General features: G+C 60.9%; 22 protein-coding genes and 1 pseudogene. 7 read left to right on the top strand and 16 right to left on the bottom strand.

Annotation, left to right across the window (positions count from 1 at the left end):
* Positions 1–210: 210 nt before the first annotated feature.
* The 3 genes from ACXJKO_RS21320 to ACXJKO_RS21310 form a co-directional block, all read right to left on the bottom strand.
* Positions 211–1,506: an ISNCY family transposase gene (locus tag ACXJKO_RS21320; protein ID WP_457093082.1), complete on the bottom strand. Its 1,296-nt coding sequence runs from the start codon at positions 1,504–1,506 to the stop codon at positions 211–213.
* A gap of 223 nt (positions 1,507–1,729) precedes the next feature.
* On the bottom strand, positions 1,730–2,011 hold the full coding sequence (locus ACXJKO_RS21315) for a hypothetical protein (RefSeq protein ID WP_457093081.1): 282 nt from the start codon (positions 2,009–2,011) through the stop codon (positions 1,730–1,732).
* A 91-nt stretch (positions 2,012–2,102) separates the two neighbouring features.
* A complete protein-coding gene (locus ACXJKO_RS21310) occupies positions 2,103–2,363 on the bottom strand; it encodes a hypothetical protein (protein ID WP_457093080.1) in 261 nt (86 codons plus the stop codon).
* A 320-nt stretch (positions 2,364–2,683) separates the two neighbouring features.
* On the opposite strand from ACXJKO_RS21310, the gene ACXJKO_RS21305 reads away from it, so the two are divergent.
* Together ACXJKO_RS21305 and ACXJKO_RS21300 are read left to right on the top strand one after the other, a co-directional pair.
* A complete protein-coding gene (locus tag ACXJKO_RS21305; protein ID WP_457093079.1) occupies positions 2,684–3,430 on the top strand; it encodes a Crp/Fnr family transcriptional regulator in 747 nt (248 codons plus the stop codon).
* The gene (locus ACXJKO_RS21300; protein ID WP_457093078.1) at positions 3,427–3,672 is read left to right on the top strand and encodes a hypothetical protein; all 246 of its coding nucleotides are present in this window, start codon (positions 3,427–3,429) and stop codon (positions 3,670–3,672) included. Before ACXJKO_RS21305 ends, ACXJKO_RS21300 begins: the two co-directional genes overlap by 4 nt.
* A gap of 46 nt (positions 3,673–3,718) precedes the next feature.
* On the opposite strand, the gene ACXJKO_RS21295 is transcribed toward ACXJKO_RS21300, so the two are convergent.
* From ACXJKO_RS21295 to ACXJKO_RS21285, 3 genes are all read right to left on the bottom strand, one after another.
* Positions 3,719–4,087, bottom strand: a complete 369-nt coding sequence (locus ACXJKO_RS21295) for a response regulator (protein ID WP_457093077.1) — start codon at positions 4,085–4,087, stop codon at positions 3,719–3,721.
* Positions 4,088–4,233: 146 nt separating this feature from the next.
* The gene (locus tag ACXJKO_RS21290) at positions 4,234–4,944 is read right to left on the bottom strand and encodes a sigma-70 family RNA polymerase sigma factor (protein ID WP_457093076.1); all 711 of its coding nucleotides are present in this window, start codon (positions 4,942–4,944) and stop codon (positions 4,234–4,236) included.
* Positions 4,945–5,112: 168 nt separating this feature from the next.
* Positions 5,113–7,089, bottom strand: a complete 1,977-nt coding sequence (locus ACXJKO_RS21285; protein WP_457093075.1) for an AI-2E family transporter — start codon at positions 7,087–7,089, stop codon at positions 5,113–5,115.
* Between the two features lie 364 nt (positions 7,090–7,453).
* On the opposite strand from ACXJKO_RS21285, the gene ACXJKO_RS21280 reads away from it, so the two are divergent.
* Together ACXJKO_RS21280 and ACXJKO_RS21275 are read left to right on the top strand one after the other, a co-directional pair.
* Positions 7,454–8,632, top strand: a complete 1,179-nt coding sequence (locus tag ACXJKO_RS21280) for a DUF2382 domain-containing protein (protein WP_457093074.1) — start codon at positions 7,454–7,456, stop codon at positions 8,630–8,632.
* 414 nt (positions 8,633–9,046) lie between these two features.
* Positions 9,047–9,286, top strand: coding sequence for a DUF6489 family protein (locus ACXJKO_RS21275; RefSeq protein ID WP_457093073.1), 240 nt, complete (start codon positions 9,047–9,049; stop codon positions 9,284–9,286).
* 883 nt (positions 9,287–10,169) lie between these two features.
* On the opposite strand, the gene ACXJKO_RS21270 is transcribed toward ACXJKO_RS21275, so the two are convergent.
* The 3 genes from ACXJKO_RS21270 to ACXJKO_RS21260 all read right to left on the bottom strand — a co-directional run bounded on the left by ACXJKO_RS21270 (position 10,170) and on the right by ACXJKO_RS21260 (position 11,159).
* Positions 10,170–10,388 carry a hypothetical protein gene (locus ACXJKO_RS21270; protein ID WP_457093072.1) on the bottom strand — a complete coding sequence of 73 codons (219 nt, stop codon included), beginning with the start codon at positions 10,386–10,388 and terminating at the stop codon, positions 10,170–10,172.
* Between the two features lie 162 nt (positions 10,389–10,550).
* Positions 10,551–10,805, bottom strand: a complete 255-nt coding sequence (locus ACXJKO_RS21265; RefSeq protein WP_457093071.1) for a hypothetical protein — start codon at positions 10,803–10,805, stop codon at positions 10,551–10,553.
* A 9-nt stretch (positions 10,806–10,814) separates the two neighbouring features.
* The gene (locus ACXJKO_RS21260) at positions 10,815–11,159 is read right to left on the bottom strand and encodes a hypothetical protein (RefSeq protein WP_457093070.1); all 345 of its coding nucleotides are present in this window, start codon (positions 11,157–11,159) and stop codon (positions 10,815–10,817) included.
* A 598-nt stretch (positions 11,160–11,757) separates the two neighbouring features.
* Between ACXJKO_RS21260 and ACXJKO_RS21255 the strand changes: the two genes are divergently transcribed.
* Positions 11,758–11,949 carry a hypothetical protein gene (locus ACXJKO_RS21255; protein ID WP_457093069.1) on the top strand — a complete coding sequence of 64 codons (192 nt, stop codon included), beginning with the start codon at positions 11,758–11,760 and terminating at the stop codon, positions 11,947–11,949.
* Between the two features lie 975 nt (positions 11,950–12,924).
* Here ACXJKO_RS21255 and ACXJKO_RS21250 read toward each other — a convergent pair.
* Positions 12,925–13,434, bottom strand: a complete 510-nt coding sequence (locus tag ACXJKO_RS21250; RefSeq protein ID WP_457093068.1) for a phasin family protein — start codon at positions 13,432–13,434, stop codon at positions 12,925–12,927.
* Positions 13,435–13,681: 247 nt separating this feature from the next.
* Here ACXJKO_RS21250 and ACXJKO_RS21245 point away from each other — a divergent pair, with 247 nt between their 5' ends.
* Positions 13,682–13,831, top strand: a complete 150-nt coding sequence (locus tag ACXJKO_RS21245) for a hypothetical protein (protein ID WP_457093067.1) — start codon at positions 13,682–13,684, stop codon at positions 13,829–13,831.
* Here ACXJKO_RS21245 and ACXJKO_RS21240 read toward each other — a convergent pair.
* The 6 genes from ACXJKO_RS21240 to ACXJKO_RS21215 all read right to left on the bottom strand — a co-directional run bounded on the left by ACXJKO_RS21240 (position 13,828) and on the right by ACXJKO_RS21215 (position 18,908).
* Positions 13,828–14,265 (bottom strand): universal stress protein, encoded by a 438-nt coding sequence (locus ACXJKO_RS21240; RefSeq protein WP_457093066.1) that lies wholly within the window; start codon positions 14,263–14,265, stop codon positions 13,828–13,830. The genes ACXJKO_RS21245 and ACXJKO_RS21240 overlap by 4 nt on opposite strands.
* Before the next feature lie 53 nt (positions 14,266–14,318).
* Positions 14,319–15,161 carry a universal stress protein gene (locus ACXJKO_RS21235; protein ID WP_457093065.1) on the bottom strand — a complete coding sequence of 281 codons (843 nt, stop codon included), beginning with the start codon at positions 15,159–15,161 and terminating at the stop codon, positions 14,319–14,321.
* A 324-nt stretch (positions 15,162–15,485) separates the two neighbouring features.
* Positions 15,486–15,950 carry an Hsp20 family protein gene (locus tag ACXJKO_RS21230; protein ID WP_457093064.1) on the bottom strand — a complete coding sequence of 155 codons (465 nt, stop codon included), beginning with the start codon at positions 15,948–15,950 and terminating at the stop codon, positions 15,486–15,488.
* A gap of 549 nt (positions 15,951–16,499) precedes the next feature.
* Positions 16,500–17,870, bottom strand: a complete 1,371-nt coding sequence (locus ACXJKO_RS21225; protein ID WP_457093083.1) for a transposase — start codon at positions 17,868–17,870, stop codon at positions 16,500–16,502.
* Between the two features lie 262 nt (positions 17,871–18,132).
* Entirely contained in the window at positions 18,133–18,555 is a 423-nt protein-coding gene (locus ACXJKO_RS21220; RefSeq protein WP_457093063.1) for a response regulator, read from the bottom strand.
* A gap of 128 nt (positions 18,556–18,683) precedes the next feature.
* Positions 18,684–18,908 carry a DUF6894 family protein gene (locus ACXJKO_RS21215; RefSeq protein ID WP_457093062.1) on the bottom strand — a complete coding sequence of 75 codons (225 nt, stop codon included), beginning with the start codon at positions 18,906–18,908 and terminating at the stop codon, positions 18,684–18,686.
* 254 nt (positions 18,909–19,162) lie between these two features.
* Between ACXJKO_RS21215 and ACXJKO_RS21210 the strand changes: the two are divergent.
* Positions 19,163–19,343 (top strand): annotated as a pseudogene (locus tag ACXJKO_RS21210) (ISNCY family transposase); the annotation flags it as partial.

Below are 19,343 nucleotides of genomic sequence, written 5' to 3'. Positions count from 1 at the left end.
CCTGGACCGCTGCTGGCAGCCATCCAGTCCTGAGGGGGCATCACTTTAGACCCCAAGCTGATCACGATGGCTCGGACATCAGGGCACTTTAGACCCCAAGCTGATCACGATGGCTCGGACATCAGGGAGACTGACGTGTCAGAACTCGTTAGACAAGTCACTGATTGTGCTCGTTAGAGATGTCACTTCTGAGGAGCGACTGCTGAGAGTTCAGCCCACCTTGAACAGGCTCTTGGCCTGCCCTCGCCGACGCGGTGCTTTGCGGCTGCGGCTCATGTCGAGCTCCTTCTGCCGCTCCGCGATATAGGCCAGCACCGGACCCAGCCGCTTGTTCTCGACAACCGCCGCCTGATCCACCTGCTGCCGTCGGTCAAAGGTCCTGTACGGCAGCTCCAGGCCCCTGTGCTTGATGGCAAAGCGCCCATCCGGATAGTCGTAGACGGTCACTCGCTGGCGGGCGAGGGACAGCGTGATCGCGTTCGGCTCGAGAATGAACAGCACCTGGTCGTACTGCARGGTCAGACTGCGCGAGACYGTCCGCTCCTCCCGCCAGGCGAACACGTCGTCCAGCTCATCGTCCTCGTTGAGCGGGCGATGCAGGTCCTTGTCGCTGTAGGGCGCCTTGGCAAAGCGGCGGTTGAAGTCCGCCATGAACGCCGGCAGGAAGGCATTGCCCGCCTCCAGCGTCGAGATTCCGGAAAGACGCAGCTCCTTGACCAGCCGGTCCTGCAAGGTACCATTGGCGCGCTCGACCCGGCCTTTCGCCTGCGGAGCATTGGCGCAGATGATGTCGATGTTGAGYTGATGCAGGGCCCGCCCGAACTGGGTCATGCYGTCACCTCCCACTGCTCCTTTGCCGTTGACGCGGAAGACGGCATGCTTGTCGGAGTAGRATGCCACCGGCTTGCCGTAGGCCTCCAGGTACTCCCGGGTGGATCTGAAATAATCAAAGGTCGACTCGGTCTCGACGAACTTCAGATGCATCAGCCGGCTGGTGGCATCGTCAATGTAGACCAGCAGCGTGCAGGGCGGACCGCGATCCTCGAACCAGTAGTGCTCGGAGCCGTCGATCTGGACGAGTTCGCCGACGCAGTCGCGGCGGTAACGCGGCTGGTGCACCCCTTTGAGCTTCTGCCGGCGCTCCTGCCAGAGACCTGCCGCGATCATCCAGCGCCGGATCGTCTCGACRCCCAGAKCGATGCCGTGCCGCTCGGCGAGCTTCTCGCAGGCGAGCGTCGGGCCAAAATCGGCATAGTTGGCTGTGATCAGCGCCAGTACCTCGCTTCGCAGCGCCGCTGGGTAGGAGCGGTTGCTGGGCCTGCCGCGCCGGCGCGACACCAAGGCCGCGGGACCGCCGGTCTGATAGGCCTTGAGCAATCGGAATACTTGGCGCCGTGTGATCCGCAGCAGYTGGGCGGCTTCGCGCACCGTAATTCGCTCCGCCACGACGTCCCGCAGAATGTGAACCCGATCGATCTCTGGCCGGCTCATCSCGATCACCGTCATCAGATCCAATCTCCCCAGCACGATCACCCAGGGAGAGTGACATTTGTAACGGGGAGAGGAGTGACCTTTCTAACGGGGTTCTACACTGAGGCTGCTGGGAGGTACCGATCAAGAATGAAGAGTAGGAGGGGATGGCGCCTGCTCTGACACCGCCATAAGGGTCTGCATAACGACCTTCAGCAGATCATTGCGGCTCGTCGGCTTTTCGAGCCACGGCACTCTTTTAAGCTCGCAGGGCAGGCTCTCGCGCGGAGGATAGCCGGAATAGACGATGAAGGGGATGGCGCGTCGGTTGAGTTCCCGTGCCAGGGCCGTCCTTGAGCATGAAATCGACAATCGCAATGTCGGCTGTATTCGCCTCCAGCCAGGCTCGCGCCTCGGCCATGGAGCCTACCGATTGCGCGGCGATGCCAACGTCCTCAAGGTAGGTTTCAATCGACATGGCAATGAGGATTTGATCCTCGACCACCAAGCAGCGCAGCTGATCCGACATTTCTTGGCTCATGCTCTCCTCGTTAGAGGAGGACAGAGAAGCGGCCATTCACTTAAGTTGAACTAAGCCGTGGCGGCCTTTGTCGAAAAGGCCAGTGTCGGAATTACGCGGCTTTGTGCGTCAGGGTTTGTCCAACCCAGGCTCCGGCGTCTTCAGGCGTCCTGAACAGGGGCGCGTCCCGGATGTTGCATTTGCCGAACCCGGCTTCCAGGTGCCACCACCCCTTGTGCTCAGGGTCATAATGCGTCCCGTCGAGGCGGACAAACACGGCGGCAAGCTGATCGTCTGTGAGGACGAGGTTGCCGTCAGTGTCATGGCCGTCAATGAGCACGCGCATAGGGATAAATGTGATGTCGAGGGTCATAGCCTTCGCCTTCCATGTTGGGGGCGAAAGGTCAGCGCCAATTGGCCCGACAGCCTGTTGAGTAATTTTCATTATATCTGATGAATTCAGATTGTTCTAAATATATATTTTACTTAGAAGCTTCACATAAATATTTCTGACAAACTACGATATCGCGAATATTTCCTCATAAATCGGCAATGTTAGTCACCAAACATAACATAGGTATGCGACAGGTGCTTCTCTACGTGCAACAGTGATCTTACCATCGGCAATCGATCTCAGGCGCTGATGACTGAGAGATGCGCGCGCTCCCGCCTGCACATTCAGGGGAGCGTCCCATGTCCTCAACGTTTCACCCCGGCTACAATCCGCTCATCCGCAAACTGGAGAGCGTGTTCGTCCTGACCGATGACGAACGGCAGGCTCTCGAGACCCTGCCGATGCAGGTGGTTGTCATCAAGGACCGTCAGGACATCGTGCGCGAGGGTGATCGCCCTTCCCGGTCCTGTCTGATCCTGAGCGGCTTTGCCTGCGTCTACAAGATGACAGGCCAGGGCAAGCGCCAGATCGTCTCCTTCACCATTGCCGGTGATATTCCCGACCTCCAGAGCCTGCACCTGACAGTGCTGGACAACAGCGTCAGCACCCTCAGCCCGTGCCGGGTGGGGTTCATTCAGCACGAGGTCCTGCAAGACCTCTGCGCCCGTTATCCGCGCCTTGCCGCCGCCTTCTGGCGCGAGACCCTGATCGATGCGGCGATCTTCCGGGAATGGGTGATGAATGTGGGACAGCGCGAAGGCGTCAGCCGGCTGGCCCATGTCCTGTGCGAGCTGCTTGTCAGGTTGAGGGCGGTCGACCTGGTCGAGGATCATGTCTGCGACCTGCCGATCACCCAGACCGAATTTGCCGACGCCGTCGGCTTCACGAACGTCCATGTGAACCGTGTTCTCCAGCAGATGCGGGCCGAGGGCCTGATCGAAACCAAGGGAACAAGGCTGAGAATCCCGGATTGGAATAAATTGAAAGAGGTCGGCGAGTTCGATCCGACCTATCTTCATCTGGTGCGCGAGGATGCGGCTGCATGACCTTGACCCTTCAGTCAGTGCGGGTTGGCACCGGCAGCGACGAAGAGGGCATGCTGGTCTTTGATAACGACCAGCGGCTGGTGGCAGTACTGACCCTCCTCGGCGAGCAGTATGGTGACGTATCCGGGCATTGGTATGTGGAAGCAAAGTTCGGTCTGCTGGAGGGGCTGGATCACCCGACCTACGCCGATCTGAATGCAGCCCAGGAGGGGATCGCGCAGCACCTGACCAGAGGGCGTTAGGCGGCTTGGCCGTTCCATAAAGGGTGTTATCGGAAATTCGCCTCGCTCAAGCAGCAATATTTTTCAAGAGGCCGATCACTTGAGACATCTTGTAGGGCTTTGACAGGATGATCCCTCCAGGGACAGGCTGCATCTGCTCCGCATACCCTGTCACATACAGGACAGGCAGATTGGGGAAGTGCTCGCGGTAAGCTTTGGCTATCACCCAGCCATTGACCTCCGGCATCCGAATGTCGGTCAGCAGGGCATCGACGGCGATCCCAGCTCGCAGGAGCTTCAGAGCCTGCCCGCCAGTGGCCGCTTCAAGGACCTCGTACCCGGCATCTTCCAACCCCGTCACGGCCATCTCACGGACGAACGGATCATCTTCGACGACCATAACTTTCATCACGTCCGCACCTGCCCAGTTACCCATCGTGGAGAGTTGTAGCTCTCATCGCTTGGGACGCCATTCAATTCCACAGGAGCCTTCCGCGAAATTTCCCTACGGTAGACGTGAGGTGCACCGTCTGGGGGCTGACAGCATCCGAGTGCTTTTCCGCATGCGGCCATCCGGAAATCCTAAGCTGGCGCGCCGTGCAATCCGGCGATGCCATCCTCATGGACGAGCCCCATCAGCTCGGCCAGGCGGGTCCTCGCCCGATTGACCCGGCTCTTGATCGTCCCGACCTTGGTTCCCAGCGACGCGGCGGCCTCCTCGTACGACAGACCCTCTGCACCGATGAGCAGCAGGGCCTCGCGCTGCTCCTGGGGCAGTTTGGCAAGCGCCGCATGCAGATCCTGGACCGTGAGCCTGTCCTCCTGATCGGGTATGGAGATCATCGTCGCCGCGTGGACCCCGTCTGTATCCTCGACCTCGCGTTGCGTCCTGCGGTGAGCGGAGAAGAACAGGTTGCGCAGGATGGTGAAGAGCCAGGCCTGGAGGTTCGTGCCGGCCTCGAACTTCTCCTGCTTGCTGATCGCCTTGAGCACTGTCTCCTGTACGAGATCCTCAGCCCGGTTCATGTCATGAGTGAGCGAGATCGCGTAGGCCCGCAGCGAGGGCAGGCTGCCCATGAGCTCGTCGACAAAAGCCTGATCCACTGGTTCCGTGTGGGCCCGGATGACCTGCGCCACGCGAGTGAGAAGCTGGCCCAAGCTCCGGGGCATCTTCTCCGCGTCAGGATCGCCGTAAAGAGCGCGCAGCTCGCGCCCGAGATGGGTCTGGATGGCGTCGGTGAGGGAAGGGTTCTCGGCGGGGTGGGAGCGTTCGTTCGGGATGCACTGTCTCATCTCCAGTCAGATGCACCAGGCCGGGCTGGTTTCAACCGTGGAAGAAGGACGCGGGAGCGGAGATCGCCAGTGCCGAAGTCAATCGCTGCCCATCACAAGGGCCACGTGGAGCCCGCCGCGTGACCGTGCAGTTGCTCCCGTTCGTCATGTTATCCGGCTGGGACCGGGTCAAGCGGCGCTGATCGCAACGGATCCCTTCAAGCCCTGGGTCACCTCTAGTCTGGCCATCTGCAGGCACAGGGCCATCGCATCCCGCAGGCTTGTAGCAACGAGATCCGCCCGGGCCGCTTCCCGCAAGGCCACAGCCGCCGCGGCGTCCATTCCCTCGCCCCAGCATCCGAGCAGGATTCGCGCCTGTGGCATCTTGCGGCGCAGGCGACGCACGGCATAGCGCATGTGGGCCGGGCTTCCCGCATCGAGATAGGATAGGCACACCATGGCGACGCCGGTATCGTCGATCCTCGCAACGGCCTGGACCGACAGCGAGGCTGGGCTTTCCACCCGGGCGCGAAGCCCATGCTTTGTCAGGAGCTGCGCCAGCATCAGGGCAGCCGCCTCGTCGACCGAGCTCTGGCCGGCAATGCACAGGATCGGTGTCTCGCCCCGGAAGCGCGGATTGAGATCCTCCAGAGGCAGGGTCGGAAGGTCGGTCCTGCCGCTCTCGCCCTCGCTGGCCTCAACGGCGGCGGCGGCTTCCGGATCGTTGGTGTTGCCGGATTGGGGCTCCTGGTCAGGATGGTCGGAGAGATCGTCCACTAATTCCTCGACCGTTGCCCTCATCCGCTCCAAGCGGGACTCATCGAGGACGCCACGCAGGGCGTCAGCGCGGGCGAGCCGCAGGCCCGCCAACGCCACTTCGTCGTAGTACACGGAGAGCGAGCGCTCCTTCAGGAACTCCTCTGCAACGTCGGCTGCCTCCGCGGGATCACCGGCCAGCATGCGCTGATAGAAGATCTCCGGCGGCGAGAGGGCCGGGCGGTCGCCGAGCATGACGTCGAGGAACTCAAGTTTCTCCACGTGCCGGCCGAGCACGACGAGGCATACCGTCAGCGGCGTTGCCAGCACCAGGCCAATCGGCCCCCAGAGCCAGGTCCAGAACGTCGCCGCGACAACGACCGCCACGGGAGACAGACCCGTGCTGTGACCATAAACCAGGGGCTCGACCACGTGGCCGGCGAGCGGCTCCATAACGATGAAGAGGGCCGCGGTCATCAGCAGCATCGACCAGCCAGGATCAACGGCTGCCGCCAGGGCCAGCGGGAAAGCGGCGGAGATGAACGCGCCGATGTAGGGGACAAAGCGCAGGATCGCCGCGAGGATGCCCCACAGCACCGGACTTGGCACGCCAATGAAGTACAGGCCGAAGCCGATCACCAGGCCGAAAGCGGCGTTGAGGGCCAGTTGGGTCAGGAACAGCTTGCTCAGACGGCCGGCGGCATCGTCGAGGGCGGCGGTGGTCTTCTGGAGGTCATGCGAACCGGCCAGGCGGATCAGACGGTTCCGAAGGTCTTCCCGTTGCAGCAGGATGAAGATCACAAAGATGATCACGATCCCGGTGGTCGCGGCCGGGTGGATCAGCGGGGTGATGAAGGCGCCGAGGGTTTGCAGGGCGCCTGGGTCGGGCTGGCGCACTTCCACCGGAATGGGCTTCGTCTCGGTCGTGGGCACGGTGCTCGGTGCCAACGGGTTGGCCGGTGGGGACGTCCCGGCCTGGGGCTTGTCGAGTTCCTTGCCCAGGTCCTGCAACACATCCGCGGCCCGTTCGAGGGCGCTGCTGCCAGCGGCGGACCCGCGCAGCGACTGCACCTTCTCGCGCATGGTGGCCTGGTAGCGCGGCAGGTCACCGGCGAGTTGAGTGACTTGTGTTGCCATCACGGTGGCAAGCGCCGTGATGCCCGCAAAGGCAACGAGGACGACACCGATGACGGCCAGCGCCCGTGGAACGTGGGCTTTCTGTAACAGCCGGATGAGCGGGGCCAGCACGAAGCTCAGCAGGATGGCGAGCGCCACCGGAACGAAGACCTCACGCCCGACGTACAGGGCCGCGATGATGAGGGCGATCATACCGACGACGCCGAGACCGGCGGAGGCGGGGCCTGGAGTGAGGATGTCCCGCTCGGCGATCTTCGGCTTCAGCTCTGGCATGAATGGGAGTTCCTAGGCCGCCGTAGGTCGTGAGCGCCGGCCCGGCCCAGATCGACAACGCCTGGATGCCGGAATCGCTCCTTTCTGCCGCGGGCAGCGGGCGGTGCAGCCCGAAACTGCCGGGTAGCAGGGAACCGTTCAGGTTCAGGGCCGTTGCCGTGTTGCGACGCAGCAAATTCCTTCGCTGTTGCGAGATTAGCTTCCTAGTATCTGCGCCGCCACTTTCCAAAGTTCAGTCGAACCCGAAGTCCGTGCACCTCGGAGAGCCATTGCTTCGCTCTTCCGTAGCAGTCCGTCACAACCAGATCGGGCAACGGCATCCCACTCAGTATTGCGTTTGGCTTCAATTTCTCATGAGGACGACATGACGACCATCAGACAACTGCTCCAAAACGGTCCGGCCAAGGCCAACGAGCTCTTCRCCAAGCTCGTGGATACCTCGGACGGTGCGGTCAAGACGCGCGAGCGGCTGTTCGCGGATCTCAAGGCGGAGCTGGATCTGCTCGCCAGGCTCGAAGAGGAACACCTGTTCCCGGTGCTCAGGAAACACAAGGCGACCAAGGGGCTCGTGTCCGAAGCACTCGCCGATAACAAGCAAACCAGAATCCTTCTTAATGAGCTTGAGGCTACCCCCAAGGACAGCGAGGAGTTTGCTACCAAAGTGGCCGAGCTGCGCAAAATCCATCAGCAGAGCGTACATGACGGGAAGAACGAATTGTTGCCGGCGGTCCTGAAGGCGCTGAGCGACGAGGAAGCCCAGACTATCGTCGATCGCATCGAGGCCGAGAAGGCCGAGATCGAGGAAGCCCGGATGGTGGAGACCGAACAGCGCCGGATCGACGCGAGGCTCGAGCGTGAGCAGGAAGCACGGCGTCTTGCGGAACAGGAAGACGAGGCGGGGCGCGAGCAGGAGGCTCGTACGGCCGTCCGGCAGACCGTGGACGCCGTCGCACGGACAGGCGAGATCGCCGCTGAGAGTGCCACGCAGATGGTCCGGAGTACGGCCGACGTCGCGCAGCGGGTCGCAACCGCACCCATGAGCACTGGCTCGGTTCTCTGGGATTCGATGTTCAACCTCTGGACAGCGCCGCTCAGTCGTGCCGTGGCTCGCCCCACCAATGGCCAACCATCCTCGCAGGCGGAGGAGGTCATCCCGCTCGCCGAAGAGACCCTGGTTGTGGGCAAGCAGACGGTGACCAGCGGCACCACCACCGTGCGCCGCGTTGTCGTGGAAACGCCGGTTCAGCAGCAGGTGTCGCTCTATGACGAGAAGGTTATCGTGGAACGGCGCAAGCCGGTCACCGATGCGGTGACCGGAGAGACCTTGACCGAGCTCACGATCGAGATGATCGAGACGTCCGAGCGGCCCGTGGTTGGCAAGAGCGTGAAGGTGCGGGAAGAGGTCGTCGTGCGCCGAGAGCGCACCCAACGGATCGAGACCGTGCGGGACACCGTCCGTCGCGACGAGATCGAGGTCAGGCACTCCGACGAGAACCATCGCTCCGGCAGGACGCGATCTGCGATCGCCTCCAGCCATCAGTAAGGTCACGAAAGCAACGCGTCACCTTGCACACGGATCGCGGCTTTTGACCGCGATCCGTGTGCCCGTGACCGGAACAGGAATGCCGGCTGCGTCAGGGACTGCACCGGACCACCAGACACGTGCCGTGACAGCCACCATGCTTTCCATCGGGGAGCTGGTTTGCGTGATGGCGCGCTGCTTTCTCGCGAGGTGAACGGACAAGCGCTCTCTGGCTTGAACACGAGATGTTCACCATGCATGACGCCTGCTGTTGCCACGAAACGACCTTGTCAGTCGCTCGAGGCTCGCGGCCTCAGGTCGCGGACACGGGCATGAACCGGATCATGGGCGGCAACTCCGAACCAGCCCTGTTGATCGCCGTTGTCGTGGAGATCCACATCAGCCAAATGGCTGACCTCCGACAGGAGACTTCAAATGAAGGTCACGATGAATATTGATTGCACACCGGAAGAAGCACGCGCCTTCTTTGGTTTGCCGGATGTGCAGCCCATGCAGGAGCACTTGATGAGAGAAATGCAGGAGCGCCTGTCCGCCAACCTGAAAGCGATGGATCCAGATACGATGATCAAGACCTGGTTGCCGACTGCCGTCAAAGGCTTCGAACAACGGCAGGACATGTTTGCATCCCAGATGAGCTCGCCAAGGACGAAATAGGGACCTGCGCGGCCGTTACTGCCGTTCCATCTCACTGGCGTTCCAGGGATTCGAACGGGACAACGATCACCGAGAGGATCTCATGTGTACGCCTTTTCCCACCTCTCCAATCCTCCCAAGGAGATCGACCGTGACCACCCCCACATGACAGGACACAAGTCTCTGTCCTGCGTCAGGCCAAAGCGACGTCGAGATCGATCGGAATATACAGAGCATTGGCGACGGGTGACCATCGCACCGCATGATCGAGCAGCGTTTTGAGGACATCGCGGGGGTGTGTCGGCCTCAATCTGCACGCTGATGCTGATCGTCTCGAAACCAAGGCCCTTGAAGTTCAGGTCGCCCGTTCCCCAAAGCGCCGCGAAGTCGATGTCGCCTTCGAGCTCGATCACGAGCCGGCGGATCGGAATTGCTCGAGCAACCGCGTTGGCCTGGATGCTGACCGACAGGCACGAGCCAGGGCCGCGAGCAGTGCCTCCGAGGGGCTCGGCATCATGTGGTCATTCAGCAGGCTCAATGCTTCCACGTCACTTTCACTGCCGAACGGCATGAGGTTGCGGACATGGTGCTTTTGGCTGAACCGTCCCGTTGCCTCGGTGCGGCACCGCAGCGTTCGGGTCGAAGGCGACAGGGGCTTGCCGCTTGCCTCTGGCGGATCCTGATCAGGCGCCCCGAGAAACCCGAGAGGATGTCCCGGCGTCCTGCGGTCAGTCACTGGGCCGAGACACGGGAGTTATACTCCCCACGGTGTTTGCCATTCACCCGGATGCGCCAGGCGCTATGATGTCGAACGACGTAAAAATCGGTTGTCATCGACTGATCTCCACTGGCCAACTGCTCGGGTCAAAAGGCCTCGCCAAGCGATTCAAACTGGCCGACGAGGTTAGAACTGCTTGCCTGCCATCCAGCCTTGAACGTCAGCCCTGGCCTGTTCATAGGGCAGGCCGTAGCGCACCTTCACTAGCGTGATCAGCTGCTCCTCATTCTTGATCTCTGATAGATCCAAGGTGGTGAGACAGCTCCACTGCCGCTTTGCGTCGATGCGATACCCTGTCTTGCGGGTGACGGTCTCATCGCTTTCGCCGCCTCTAAAGCCAAACATCATAGCCTCCATTGTTGGGACAGGTCTCGTCGCGCCGTGACCGGCTCAAGCCATTTGCATGAGCACCAGCACTAACCAGTGGATGTGTTGGTGCTCATGGCTGTCCCTGAGAGAGTTCCGTTGACGATGCCTTTAGCCCCAAAAGCTATTGATCCGCTGTCCTCATGCGGGCGGCATCTCCTGGTGGGCTGCCGTCAATTCCTGAGGTTCGACCCGGACCGCCTGCACCGAGCCCTGGTTCCCCTGATAGAGTGGCAGGTAAATCGTGGTCGCAACGCGCCGGTAGGCGAGAAACGAAAGCCCCTCAATCAGTTCCTCGTCAATGTCGACCGCGTATGTGCCGGCAGGCTGCAGCTTGTCCACGGCCGTCAGTGAGAAGGGGTGATCGAAGGTGATGCTCTCTCGGGTCGTGCGCATGAGTTGCTCCTAAGCGGCGATTTTGTCGGCGCAATCTTTGGCGACTTGGCTGTTGCCTTCCGCGGTGCCGGGCATGGTCGCCCACCCATTCTTCAGGACGAGGTCGCCCCTGTTCCATGACGAGGCGGTCTTGATGGCAGCAACACGCTCAGCAAGCTGCGGATCGCGCTTGGATTGATCCACGCAGATCAGGGATAAAGCCGTGACGACCTCAGCTTTCGATTGATCGGAGGCCATTGTGCGAGCCGTGCCGCCAGTGACCCAGCCGCCCCAGGAAAACCCGATGACGGCAAGCGCAGCAGCGCCACAGGCGGCGCCGTAGAGGCCAGGCTTCAGCCACTCAGGGGTTTGCATGATGTTTTCCTTAGGACCGCAAAAGAAATATTCTTCTGCCGATAAGATCAACATATCACGGTGGACCAATTTAACTCAGCTTTATATTTGGTCCGGGCGCTATTTAATTGGTTCATGGCTCCCCATATCTTAAGAATGACAAGCACGATTCTGCAACTGCAGAAGCGGCTCATTACTGCCCAGGCAGCGAAACTTGGTTTGCCCCAAGCCTGATGCTCTCAATGGAGAAGCTCTGCAGTGAGGAGATTGCCATGACATTCCTGATCCAGTTCAAAAGGTTTCGACGCGGTGTTCCGGAGGTCATCGGAACCCTGCCCATCGCTGCTGCTGACGGCGCTGCCGCTTTGGCCTTCGCCCGGAGCCTTGCCGGAATGAGACGCTGGCCAACCCGGACCGATGCTTTGCGTGTGATGGACGATGGTGGCCGCACGCTGCTCGATTGGATTGTGCCCGTAGCGACCGCGCAGCCGGTCACATATGCACCGACCTCTGTTCCGGCGAAGCCAAGTGGCGACGTCCCCCGCCGCGCTCCGCCAAGAACGGCAAAGCACTCAGAAGAGAGCCGATCAACGCCCCCTCAGGGGAGCCCTTCTTTGCTGTGGGACAGGCCGTCTCCTACGCGGAGGACAGCCAGCCCGAGACCCGGAAGGGCGGCTATGAGATTGTCAGGCTCGATGATCCCCGCGACGAGCCGCAATATGCAGTCAGAAGCGCAGATCAGTCGTATGACCGGATCGTCCATGAGCATGAACTTCGCGAGGACCTGGGCGCCCGGATCCGCGGGCGCTGAGGTTGCATCTCCGGTTCGCCTCCAGGCCGGTCAAGAACCTGCACCAAGCTGCCGCGGAAGCATGGATAACCCGAGCCGTTGGCCGCACGAAGGAAGGCGAGCGAGACATGGCACAGGATATCCTCAGTTTGGCAAAATCGATCATGCGAAAGATCTGGGGTGCGTTGACGCCGGCCCCCAGTTCCCGCCGTGCAACCACGACCGCAGCTTAACGGAAGGCGAGGTTACGGAGACGACAGCATCAAACCGCCCGGCTGAGGTCTGGGGGGCGCAGTTGCTTGGGGTGGGGCTGCTCATCAACGCCTCTCGCCGCTGGGTGAAAGCTGCAAGAGGAGCGTGTCGGTGATAGGCGTATCTGTCCTGCTACAGGCCAGCTCTATGAGGCGCAGGCCATACTACTGCGCTCGAGGCGGCCTCGCTTCGCGACAGATGTTTTCGAGCTCATTGCGAGTATGCTCCATCTCCCGCCGGACTGCGCCAATATCCCGGCGCAACTCCTCGACAGAGCGGACAATCTGTTGAGTCGCTTCCCGCAGGTCACCGCGTGTGATCGATGCGTCAGTGCTGCCCTGCTGAACGCTCGCGCAATCCGGTGTACCGTCACGACGGTAGCGCAGGCTCAGGGTATCTCCGACCTTGAGATACACTCACCAGGTATCCGGGTCGCGCCACGTTGACGGCGGGGTTTCTTGTGCCGTTGCTGGGGTAGCGAGGACAAACAGCCCAACAATGATTGCGATTTTGATCATCAGTCCCCCTGGGAGGATGTGGGGCTGTGTGCCGGACAGTCCATGTTGGTCAGGCGGCGCTGCCGCAATGAACGAGCATGGCCTCCTCTGTGGACATGAGGCCCCGTTCTGCTGAGCCCAGGGCTCTTCCGGACCCTACCAATGAGGTCCGCAAGAGGACAGTACGAAGAGGGTCGAGGGTGTTGCCTCGGCCCTGTCCGGTTTCGTCAGTGAGTGCTGGAACGCATCAGGCGACGCGGCTGGCCTTCTTCGTCTCAGCCTTGAGGGTCTGGCCGGCCTCGTCTGCCACCCGTGTGGCGACCTCGGCGATCCGGCGGGTGCCCTCAATGGTCTGCTCGAGGTTGTGCCGCATGATGTTGCTCTGGGCTGCCATGTAGTCCGGAAGCGACTGGCAGCGTGCGAGCACGCCGAAATCCTCGACGTTCTTCTGCAAGCGCTCCTGTGTGAGGCTGAACCACTCGCGCGAGAGGTCCTGCACCCCGCGCGTCAGCATGGTGCTGGCTTGGGTCATCATCTCAAGGCTCTGGGCGCCCTGGCGAGTGAACTCCTCGCGGCCTTCGCCCGCGATGCCGTAAGCCTGAGTGACTTGATCCGTGAAGCGCCGGGTGTTCTCAGAGGCGGCGTTCAGACCAGACCGCATGGCGTCTTGTGCCTCGTCAACCTTGGCGTGAATGTATTCACCCCGAACTTCAGCGCGGCCGTTCGTCTTGTTGGTTGTATTGTGAGTGACAGACATATAATTTATCCTAATATTGATAAATACAAGTACGCATAATCCCAGCCTTGTGGGCCAATTCGGAAACAGCTTGTACTTAATTGTTGTTTATTTCCTCTTGAGCATATTCGCAACACTTTACGTTCATAATGCGACCGTCAGAAGCTTTTACTGTGTATAGCCGATTCGGCTTCAATTTAGTTCGTGTGATCCTGCACACGCAGGCTGAAGGTCGTTCCACACAAGCTTCGCAGCATCCCCGTTTCATGTGCCGCCCGTCCAGACCCTGCACAGCCGTCATCCGGTGGGGACTTGGCAGAAAGCCTTCGTGGAAGGCATCACGACGGGCCATCCCTCCATGCCCTGGTTTCAGCTTGATCCTGATCAGATCGCCTGCCTGATCGTCATCTCGGGCTAGCGCACGACAAGAACCGGGATCTTCGAGTGGGAGAGCACCTTCATGGTCTCACTCCCGAGAAAAAGGGCCGAGACCCCGCCGCGTCCATGCGAGGCTATGACGATCAGGTCGCAGCGCTGGCCTTCCGCCGTGCGGATGATTGCCTGGTAGGGCGCGGCGTCTTCCATGTGAAGGGTCGTGGCATGGACACCAATTTTGCGTGCGATCTCGGAGGCTTCCGCCAGGGTGCGCTCGGCGTGCTTCTGCATATGCTCCCTGAACGAGGCCGGCGTTTCCCCGAGCTGGTCAGCTTCAACTGCAAAGACATGGAAACGCTCAGCCACAGTGAGCAGCAGGACCGTCGCTCCCACAGCCTTGGCCAGGTTGGTTCCATGCTCGACGGCACGGGCCGACAAGGATGAGCCATCGGTCGCAATCAGAATGTTCTTGTACATGCAGGCCTCCCTCGTTGCGGAGTGAAGTCCCCAAACATCGTGCCCTCTTTCATTCAGTACGAGAGGAACAGGGGCACCGGGCAGTTCTTGAGCAGCGACCGCGTCGTGCCGCCGAGCATCATCTGGCGCAGCCGCGAATGCACATAGGCGCCCATCACGATCATGTCGGCCTGGATCAGCTTGGCATGATGGCGCAAGGTCTCGGCGACGTCACCGTTCAGGGCGGGCACGGTCAGCTCGCCGACCTTGATGCCGTGGCGGGTGAGATGCGGGGCAAGGTCGGCACCGGAGACGGCCGGCCCCAGATCCTTCTCTCCCGTGACGCTGACCAGTTCGACGTGAGAGGCCTCGCTCAGGAAGGGCAGGGCGTCATTGAGCGCGCGTGCCGCCTTGGCGCTGCCATCCCACGCCACGAGGATCCTGTCTCCAGCGAAGACCTCGTGACCTTGGGGCACGACAATGAGAGGACGGCCGCTGTCGGTGAGCACCGCCTCGATCAGCCCGCGGTCGACGGCCAGGGAAATCGGCTCGGAGTCCAGAACCGTCAGGTCGTGGGCCCGTGCCAGGGCGGTGAAGCTGATGACCAGGTCCGGATAGGCAAGCTGCGGTGCCTGGGTGGTGCAGGCGAGGCCTGAGGCCGCTGCGGCCTGTCGCGATGCATCCGCAATAGCGTGAGCCAAAGCATCGAGCCGGCGGTTCTCAGCGGCCACGAGGTCTTCGGCAATCTTGCTGATGAAGGCATGCGTCAGGACAAGCTTCAACGAGGCGGCCTGGACGGTGACGTGGGCACCTGCCTCTTTGGCCAGCGAGAGGCCATAGGCGAAGGCTGAGGATCGCTCCTCCGCATCCCCTTCTTCCGTCACCCCGATCAGGATGCTGTGGATGTTCTGGAGCATCAGAGTTTTCCTTTGTCAGTTGAGACCGAGCTTATGCTTCCAAGTTTTTCAAGCCAGTGTCGCATCAGGGATCAGAATGGCGGCGCCTTGCAAACGTCTCGATCGGAGACCTTCCAGAGACTCATCGGCAGCGGCATGTAGTGCGGATCGGCCGTCACCGGCATAGCCGGTGAACAGCCATCGTCGCACAGGTTCTCATGAGGTATGGCGATTTGTGAAACAAGGCTGCGGCCAGGGTCAAACCACACTTAAGAAGACCAGCGTCGTATATGGCCAAAGCGCCCCGATTTCCGGGGCACTCTCCAAATTCAGCCAGGCAGCATCTCAGGCGGCGATCTGAGCCGGTGTGGCCTCCAGGAGCTTGCTTGGGCTCGTGATCGAGATTGTCCGAGGCTTCATCGCCTCTGGGATCTCCCGCACGAGCTCGACGTGGAGGAGCCCGTTGTCCAGGCTCGCACCCTCGACCGCAACATGGTCGGCGAGTTGGAAGCTCCGCTCAAAGGCCCGTGCCGCGATGCCCAGATAGAGCACATCGGAGGTTTTCTCCTTGGGCTGCCTCGCGCCGCGGATCGTCAGCCTGTTCTCCTTTGCCTCAATCGAGAGATCAGCCTGGGAGAAGCCGGCCACTGCGACCGAGATGCGATAGGCATTCTCACCGGTCCGCTCGATGTTGTAGGGCGGATAGCTCGGTACTGAGCCTTCCACGCCGCCGGGTTGGTCAAGCATCGACAACATCCGGTCGAAGCCGATGGTTGAACGATAGAGGGGAGCAAAATCGAATGTACGCATAGCATGACCTCACTGATGGAGGGGCATGCGAAGGGTCCGCCCTGAGGGCCTGACCGTCCGTATCACGCAGCCAAATGGCCTGCGCCTCTAGTATTTGGGAGTCGATGTAAGTAATTTCAATAAACATCCTTAAGTATTTTGTGTATTTTTTATCATTTTACTTTGCTTAGACACAATATTGTTCCGAGGGTAAATTGTGTAATGGCGCTCGACGCACTGAGGGCGGTTTAGCGGCCCGTAGCCTGGCAAGATCCGGACTTGGCATGGGGCGAACCTTAGCCGTGTTTCCGCAGTGGAGGGATGAGCAGGCCTCGATGAGCTCAGCTCTACGTTGCATTTTGACTGAGGCTGTATCGGCAGTGGAAGGAAATCATTGATGGGAGTTGGACGTTCCCGAGCCCCCGCCATCGGATGAGGGTCATCTGTTCGAATCCAAAGGTCTGTTCCTGGCAGATTGCGTTGAAAAAGTCGGCGCTCGAACGGCCTGAGTAGCGACGGGGTTTGCTTGCGGAGGTCAGAGCTGTGATGAGTTGGGTGCTTGTGCTCCCCTCAGGCCGCTTGGGGCACCTGAGGCCCTGTCGGAAGAGCCAGCTTAGCGAGCTTTCTCAGGTTCTGGGCGGTTGCGGCCAGCAGGAACTCATCCTGAGCACCACACGGCCCTCTCAGCCGTAGATGTCCCATCTTGAGGATCCGCTTGAGATGGGCAAACAGCATCTCAATGCGCTTGCGGCCTTGCCGCGACTGCTCGAAGGCCGGTGTGCCCCTCAAGGAGCGTGCGACCTCCCGGGCATGTTCATAGATACTGCGCGGGATCTTGCGGGCAGGTGTATTGGGACAGCATTGTTCTTTCAGCGGGCATGGACCACAGTCAAAGGTGCTGCCCAGGTAAATGCGAGTGGTGCCCTCGTTCACGATCCGGCCGCTGGTCGTCAGGATCTTGCCCTCGGGACAGGTGTAGGTGTCCGCCTCAGGGTCATAGGTGAAGTCTGATCGCGAGAAGGTACCGTCCTGGCGCTCGGACTTGTCGATCACCGGAACATGCGGCTCGATCTTCTGCTCCTCGACCAGCCAGTGCAGCATCTCGGCCGAGCCGTAGGCCCTGTCGCCGGCCAGCCGCCTGGGCTTGAGACCGAAGCGCTCGGTGGTACGTTCCAGCATGGTGCGGGCAGCGCCCACTTCGGCCTGCCGCACCGCGCGGGAGGCTTCGACGTCCACGAGCACGGCGGCCTTAAGATCGATAAGGTAGTTATCAGCATAGGCAAAGAACGCGGGACCACGCATGGCCCCGGTCCATTGAGCCGCCGGGTCAGAGGGTGAGACAAACTTCGGCTCAACGTCTGTGGCCGCACCCCAAGCGGCCTCGTCCAGGGTGTCGAGATACTCGCGCACCGCCCGCGGAGCGTCTTGAGTATGGTCCTGCACCTGCCAGTCGGCACCTGCCAGCGAGCGCTGCTTGTTGGCATCGGCGTGGATCAGGCTGGCATCGACCGCAAAACCCTCGCCGCCGACCAGCCCCTGGTTCATGCAGCGCAGCACCACCGCCTCGAACAGGCGACGGAAGAGACTGCTTTCCCGGAAGCGCCCGTGGCGGTTCTTGGAGAAGGTGGAATGGTCCGGCACCTTGCCCTCCAGCCCGAGGCGGCAGAACCAGCGGTAGGCGAGGTTCAGGTGCACCTCTTCGCACAGGCGCCGCTCGGAGCGGATGCCGAGGCAGTAGCCGATCACCAGCATGCGGATCATGAGTTCCGGATCGATAGAGGGCCGTCCTGTAGTGCTGTAGAAGCCGGCCAGATGCTGGCGCAGCTCGGAGCAGTCGACGAAGCGATCAATGCGGCGCAGCAGGTGATCGGACGGAACATGGTCCTCAAGCCGGAACGCGTAGAACAGGCTCTCCTGCACCACGAGACGCTCGCCCATCATGGCCCGATCCTCCTGCCGAGAATGCCTCATCAGGGAATCATGATCCGCCGCCAATCACGAGGACTTTTTCAACGAAATCGGCACTTCCAGGAAGTACGCGGCATGTCTGCTTCAAGATCGAAGGGAGACATTCGTTTTGGCATAAGCTGCCTATAAAACAACTTGCTCCGGGGCTAATTGCTTCTCGGCATCGGGCGCCGAGCGACCTCGTTTTCAGCTCGCACCCTGCAAAGACTTCTTGTCAAAACTCTTCTTATCAGAATTACGCATGGTCCGTGTCCGTTTGACTGCGCATAAGGCGGTCGTGCTCTTCGTTCGGGCTGTCGATCTCACGCGCGAGCTCCGCTGCTGCCCATGTTCCCAAGACACCGACCACCTGAGCCATCCTGTAGGGCTTCGAGATGATGATCCCTCCGGGAACAGGCTGCATTTGTTCCGCATAGCCTGTCACATACAAGACAGGCAGATCGGGGAAGCGCTCTCGGTAGGCCCTGGCCACCACCCAGCCATTGGCCTCCGGCATCCGAACGTCGGTCAGCAGGGCATTAAGGGTGATCCCAGCTTGCAGGAGCCTCAGAGCATCCCCGCCGCTGGCCGCCTCAATGGCTTCGTAGCCGGCCTCTTCCAGTCCCGACACGGCCATTTCACGGATAAAGGGATCGTCTTCTACGACTAGAATTTTCATCACGTCCGCACGTGCCTGACCCCTCCCTTGTGGAGGCTTGTAGCTCCGAGAGCTCTCGAATGACGGGGCTTGCTGAGAACGGACTAAGCCGGAACCTCGATGTCCTGGTCCTCTTCAGGCGCGGTGCCTTAATCGTCGGCTGAGAAGCGGAGCTTGAGCACGGATTGTCCTGAGGCATCGGTGACATTCATGGGCCACTCTTCGCCATTCCAGAACTCGTCACTTTCGTCCCGCAGGATTGAACCCGCCAGATGGATCGCCTCAACACGGGCTTCCTTGAGGCCGGCAAGCTCCGACCCTTCATTGTCGATGATGTTACGGCCGTCGATGACATGGAAGAAATAGCGGGGCACGGGGCGCTCCTCTGCCTTACAGGCGGGAGCACGCGGATCTCTCAGTCGCTGACGCCTGGATGAACCCATGCCAGTGATGCTCGTTAACGCCTTAGGGCTTGCTATGTTCAGATCTGTCCTCGGATAACGACGATGGCCGCATTCCATAAAGGGGATTCTGCGAATTACGTGTGTAGCCGCAAAGTTAGAATGTCCTGATCCTGCAAAGTAGGAATGTCACACTCCCCGCTTCTGAACGATGCGGGAGAACGCGGATGGGACTGATAGCGATGAGCGAGCGCGACCTGCAGCGGATTGAGGTTCTGTCGAAGGTTGTCGAGCGCCGCATGACGATCGTCTCGGCGGCCCATATCCTGGCGCTGAGCCCGCGGCAGGTTCGCCGACTGCTGGAGTATCCTGGCGCTGAGCCCGCGGCAGGTTCGCCGACTGCTGGAG

The organism is Microvirga sp. P5_D2 (assembly GCF_054049475.1).
Note: the sequence above shows the minus strand (reverse complement) of the source record. Positions and strands in the feature narration are given on the sequence as shown.

Excerpts from the sequence above, each read along its gene's own strand:
- ACXJKO_RS21315 (WP_457093081.1), bottom strand. The coding sequence starts at position 2,011 with ATGAGCCAAGAAATGTCGGATCAGCTGCGCTGCTTGGTGGTCGAGGAT.
- ACXJKO_RS21275 (WP_457093073.1), top strand. The coding sequence starts at position 9,047 with ATGAAGGTCACGATGAATATTGATTGCACACCGGAAGAAGCACGCGCC.
- ACXJKO_RS21300 (WP_457093078.1), top strand. The coding sequence starts at position 3,427 with ATGACCTTGACCCTTCAGTCAGTGCGGGTTGGCACCGGCAGCGACGAA.
- ACXJKO_RS21295 (WP_457093077.1), bottom strand. The coding sequence starts at position 4,087 with ATGGGTAACTGGGCAGGTGCGGACGTGATGAAAGTTATGGTCGTCGAA.
- ACXJKO_RS21290 (WP_457093076.1), bottom strand. The coding sequence starts at position 4,944 with ATGAGACAGTGCATCCCGAACGAACGCTCCCACCCCGCCGAGAACCCT.
- ACXJKO_RS21220 (WP_457093063.1), bottom strand. The coding sequence starts at position 18,555 with ATGAAAATTCTAGTCGTAGAAGACGATCCCTTTATCCGTGAAATGGCC.
- ACXJKO_RS21250 (WP_457093068.1), bottom strand. The coding sequence starts at position 13,434 with ATGTCTGTCACTCACAATACAACCAACAAGACGAACGGCCGCGCTGAA.
- ACXJKO_RS21240 (WP_457093066.1), bottom strand. The coding sequence starts at position 14,265 with ATGTACAAGAACATTCTGATTGCGACCGATGGCTCATCCTTGTCGGCC.
- ACXJKO_RS21270 (WP_457093072.1), bottom strand. The coding sequence starts at position 10,388 with ATGTTTGGCTTTAGAGGCGGCGAAAGCGATGAGACCGTCACCCGCAAG.
- ACXJKO_RS21235 (WP_457093065.1), bottom strand. The coding sequence starts at position 15,161 with ATGCTCCAGAACATCCACAGCATCCTGATCGGGGTGACGGAAGAAGGG.
- ACXJKO_RS21260 (WP_457093070.1), bottom strand. The coding sequence starts at position 11,159 with ATGCAAACCCCTGAGTGGCTGAAGCCTGGCCTCTACGGCGCCGCCTGT.
- ACXJKO_RS21225 (WP_457093083.1), bottom strand. The coding sequence starts at position 17,870 with ATGATGGGCGAGCGTCTCGTGGTGCAGGAGAGCCTGTTCTACGCGTTC.
- ACXJKO_RS21230 (WP_457093064.1), bottom strand. The coding sequence starts at position 15,950 with ATGCGTACATTCGATTTTGCTCCCCTCTATCGTTCAACCATCGGCTTC.
- ACXJKO_RS21305 (WP_457093079.1), top strand. The coding sequence starts at position 2,684 with ATGTCCTCAACGTTTCACCCCGGCTACAATCCGCTCATCCGCAAACTG.
- ACXJKO_RS21265 (WP_457093071.1), bottom strand. The coding sequence starts at position 10,805 with ATGCGCACGACCCGAGAGAGCATCACCTTCGATCACCCCTTCTCACTG.
- ACXJKO_RS21310 (WP_457093080.1), bottom strand. The coding sequence starts at position 2,363 with ATGACCCTCGACATCACATTTATCCCTATGCGCGTGCTCATTGACGGC.
- ACXJKO_RS21285 (WP_457093075.1), bottom strand. The coding sequence starts at position 7,089 with ATGCCAGAGCTGAAGCCGAAGATCGCCGAGCGGGACATCCTCACTCCA.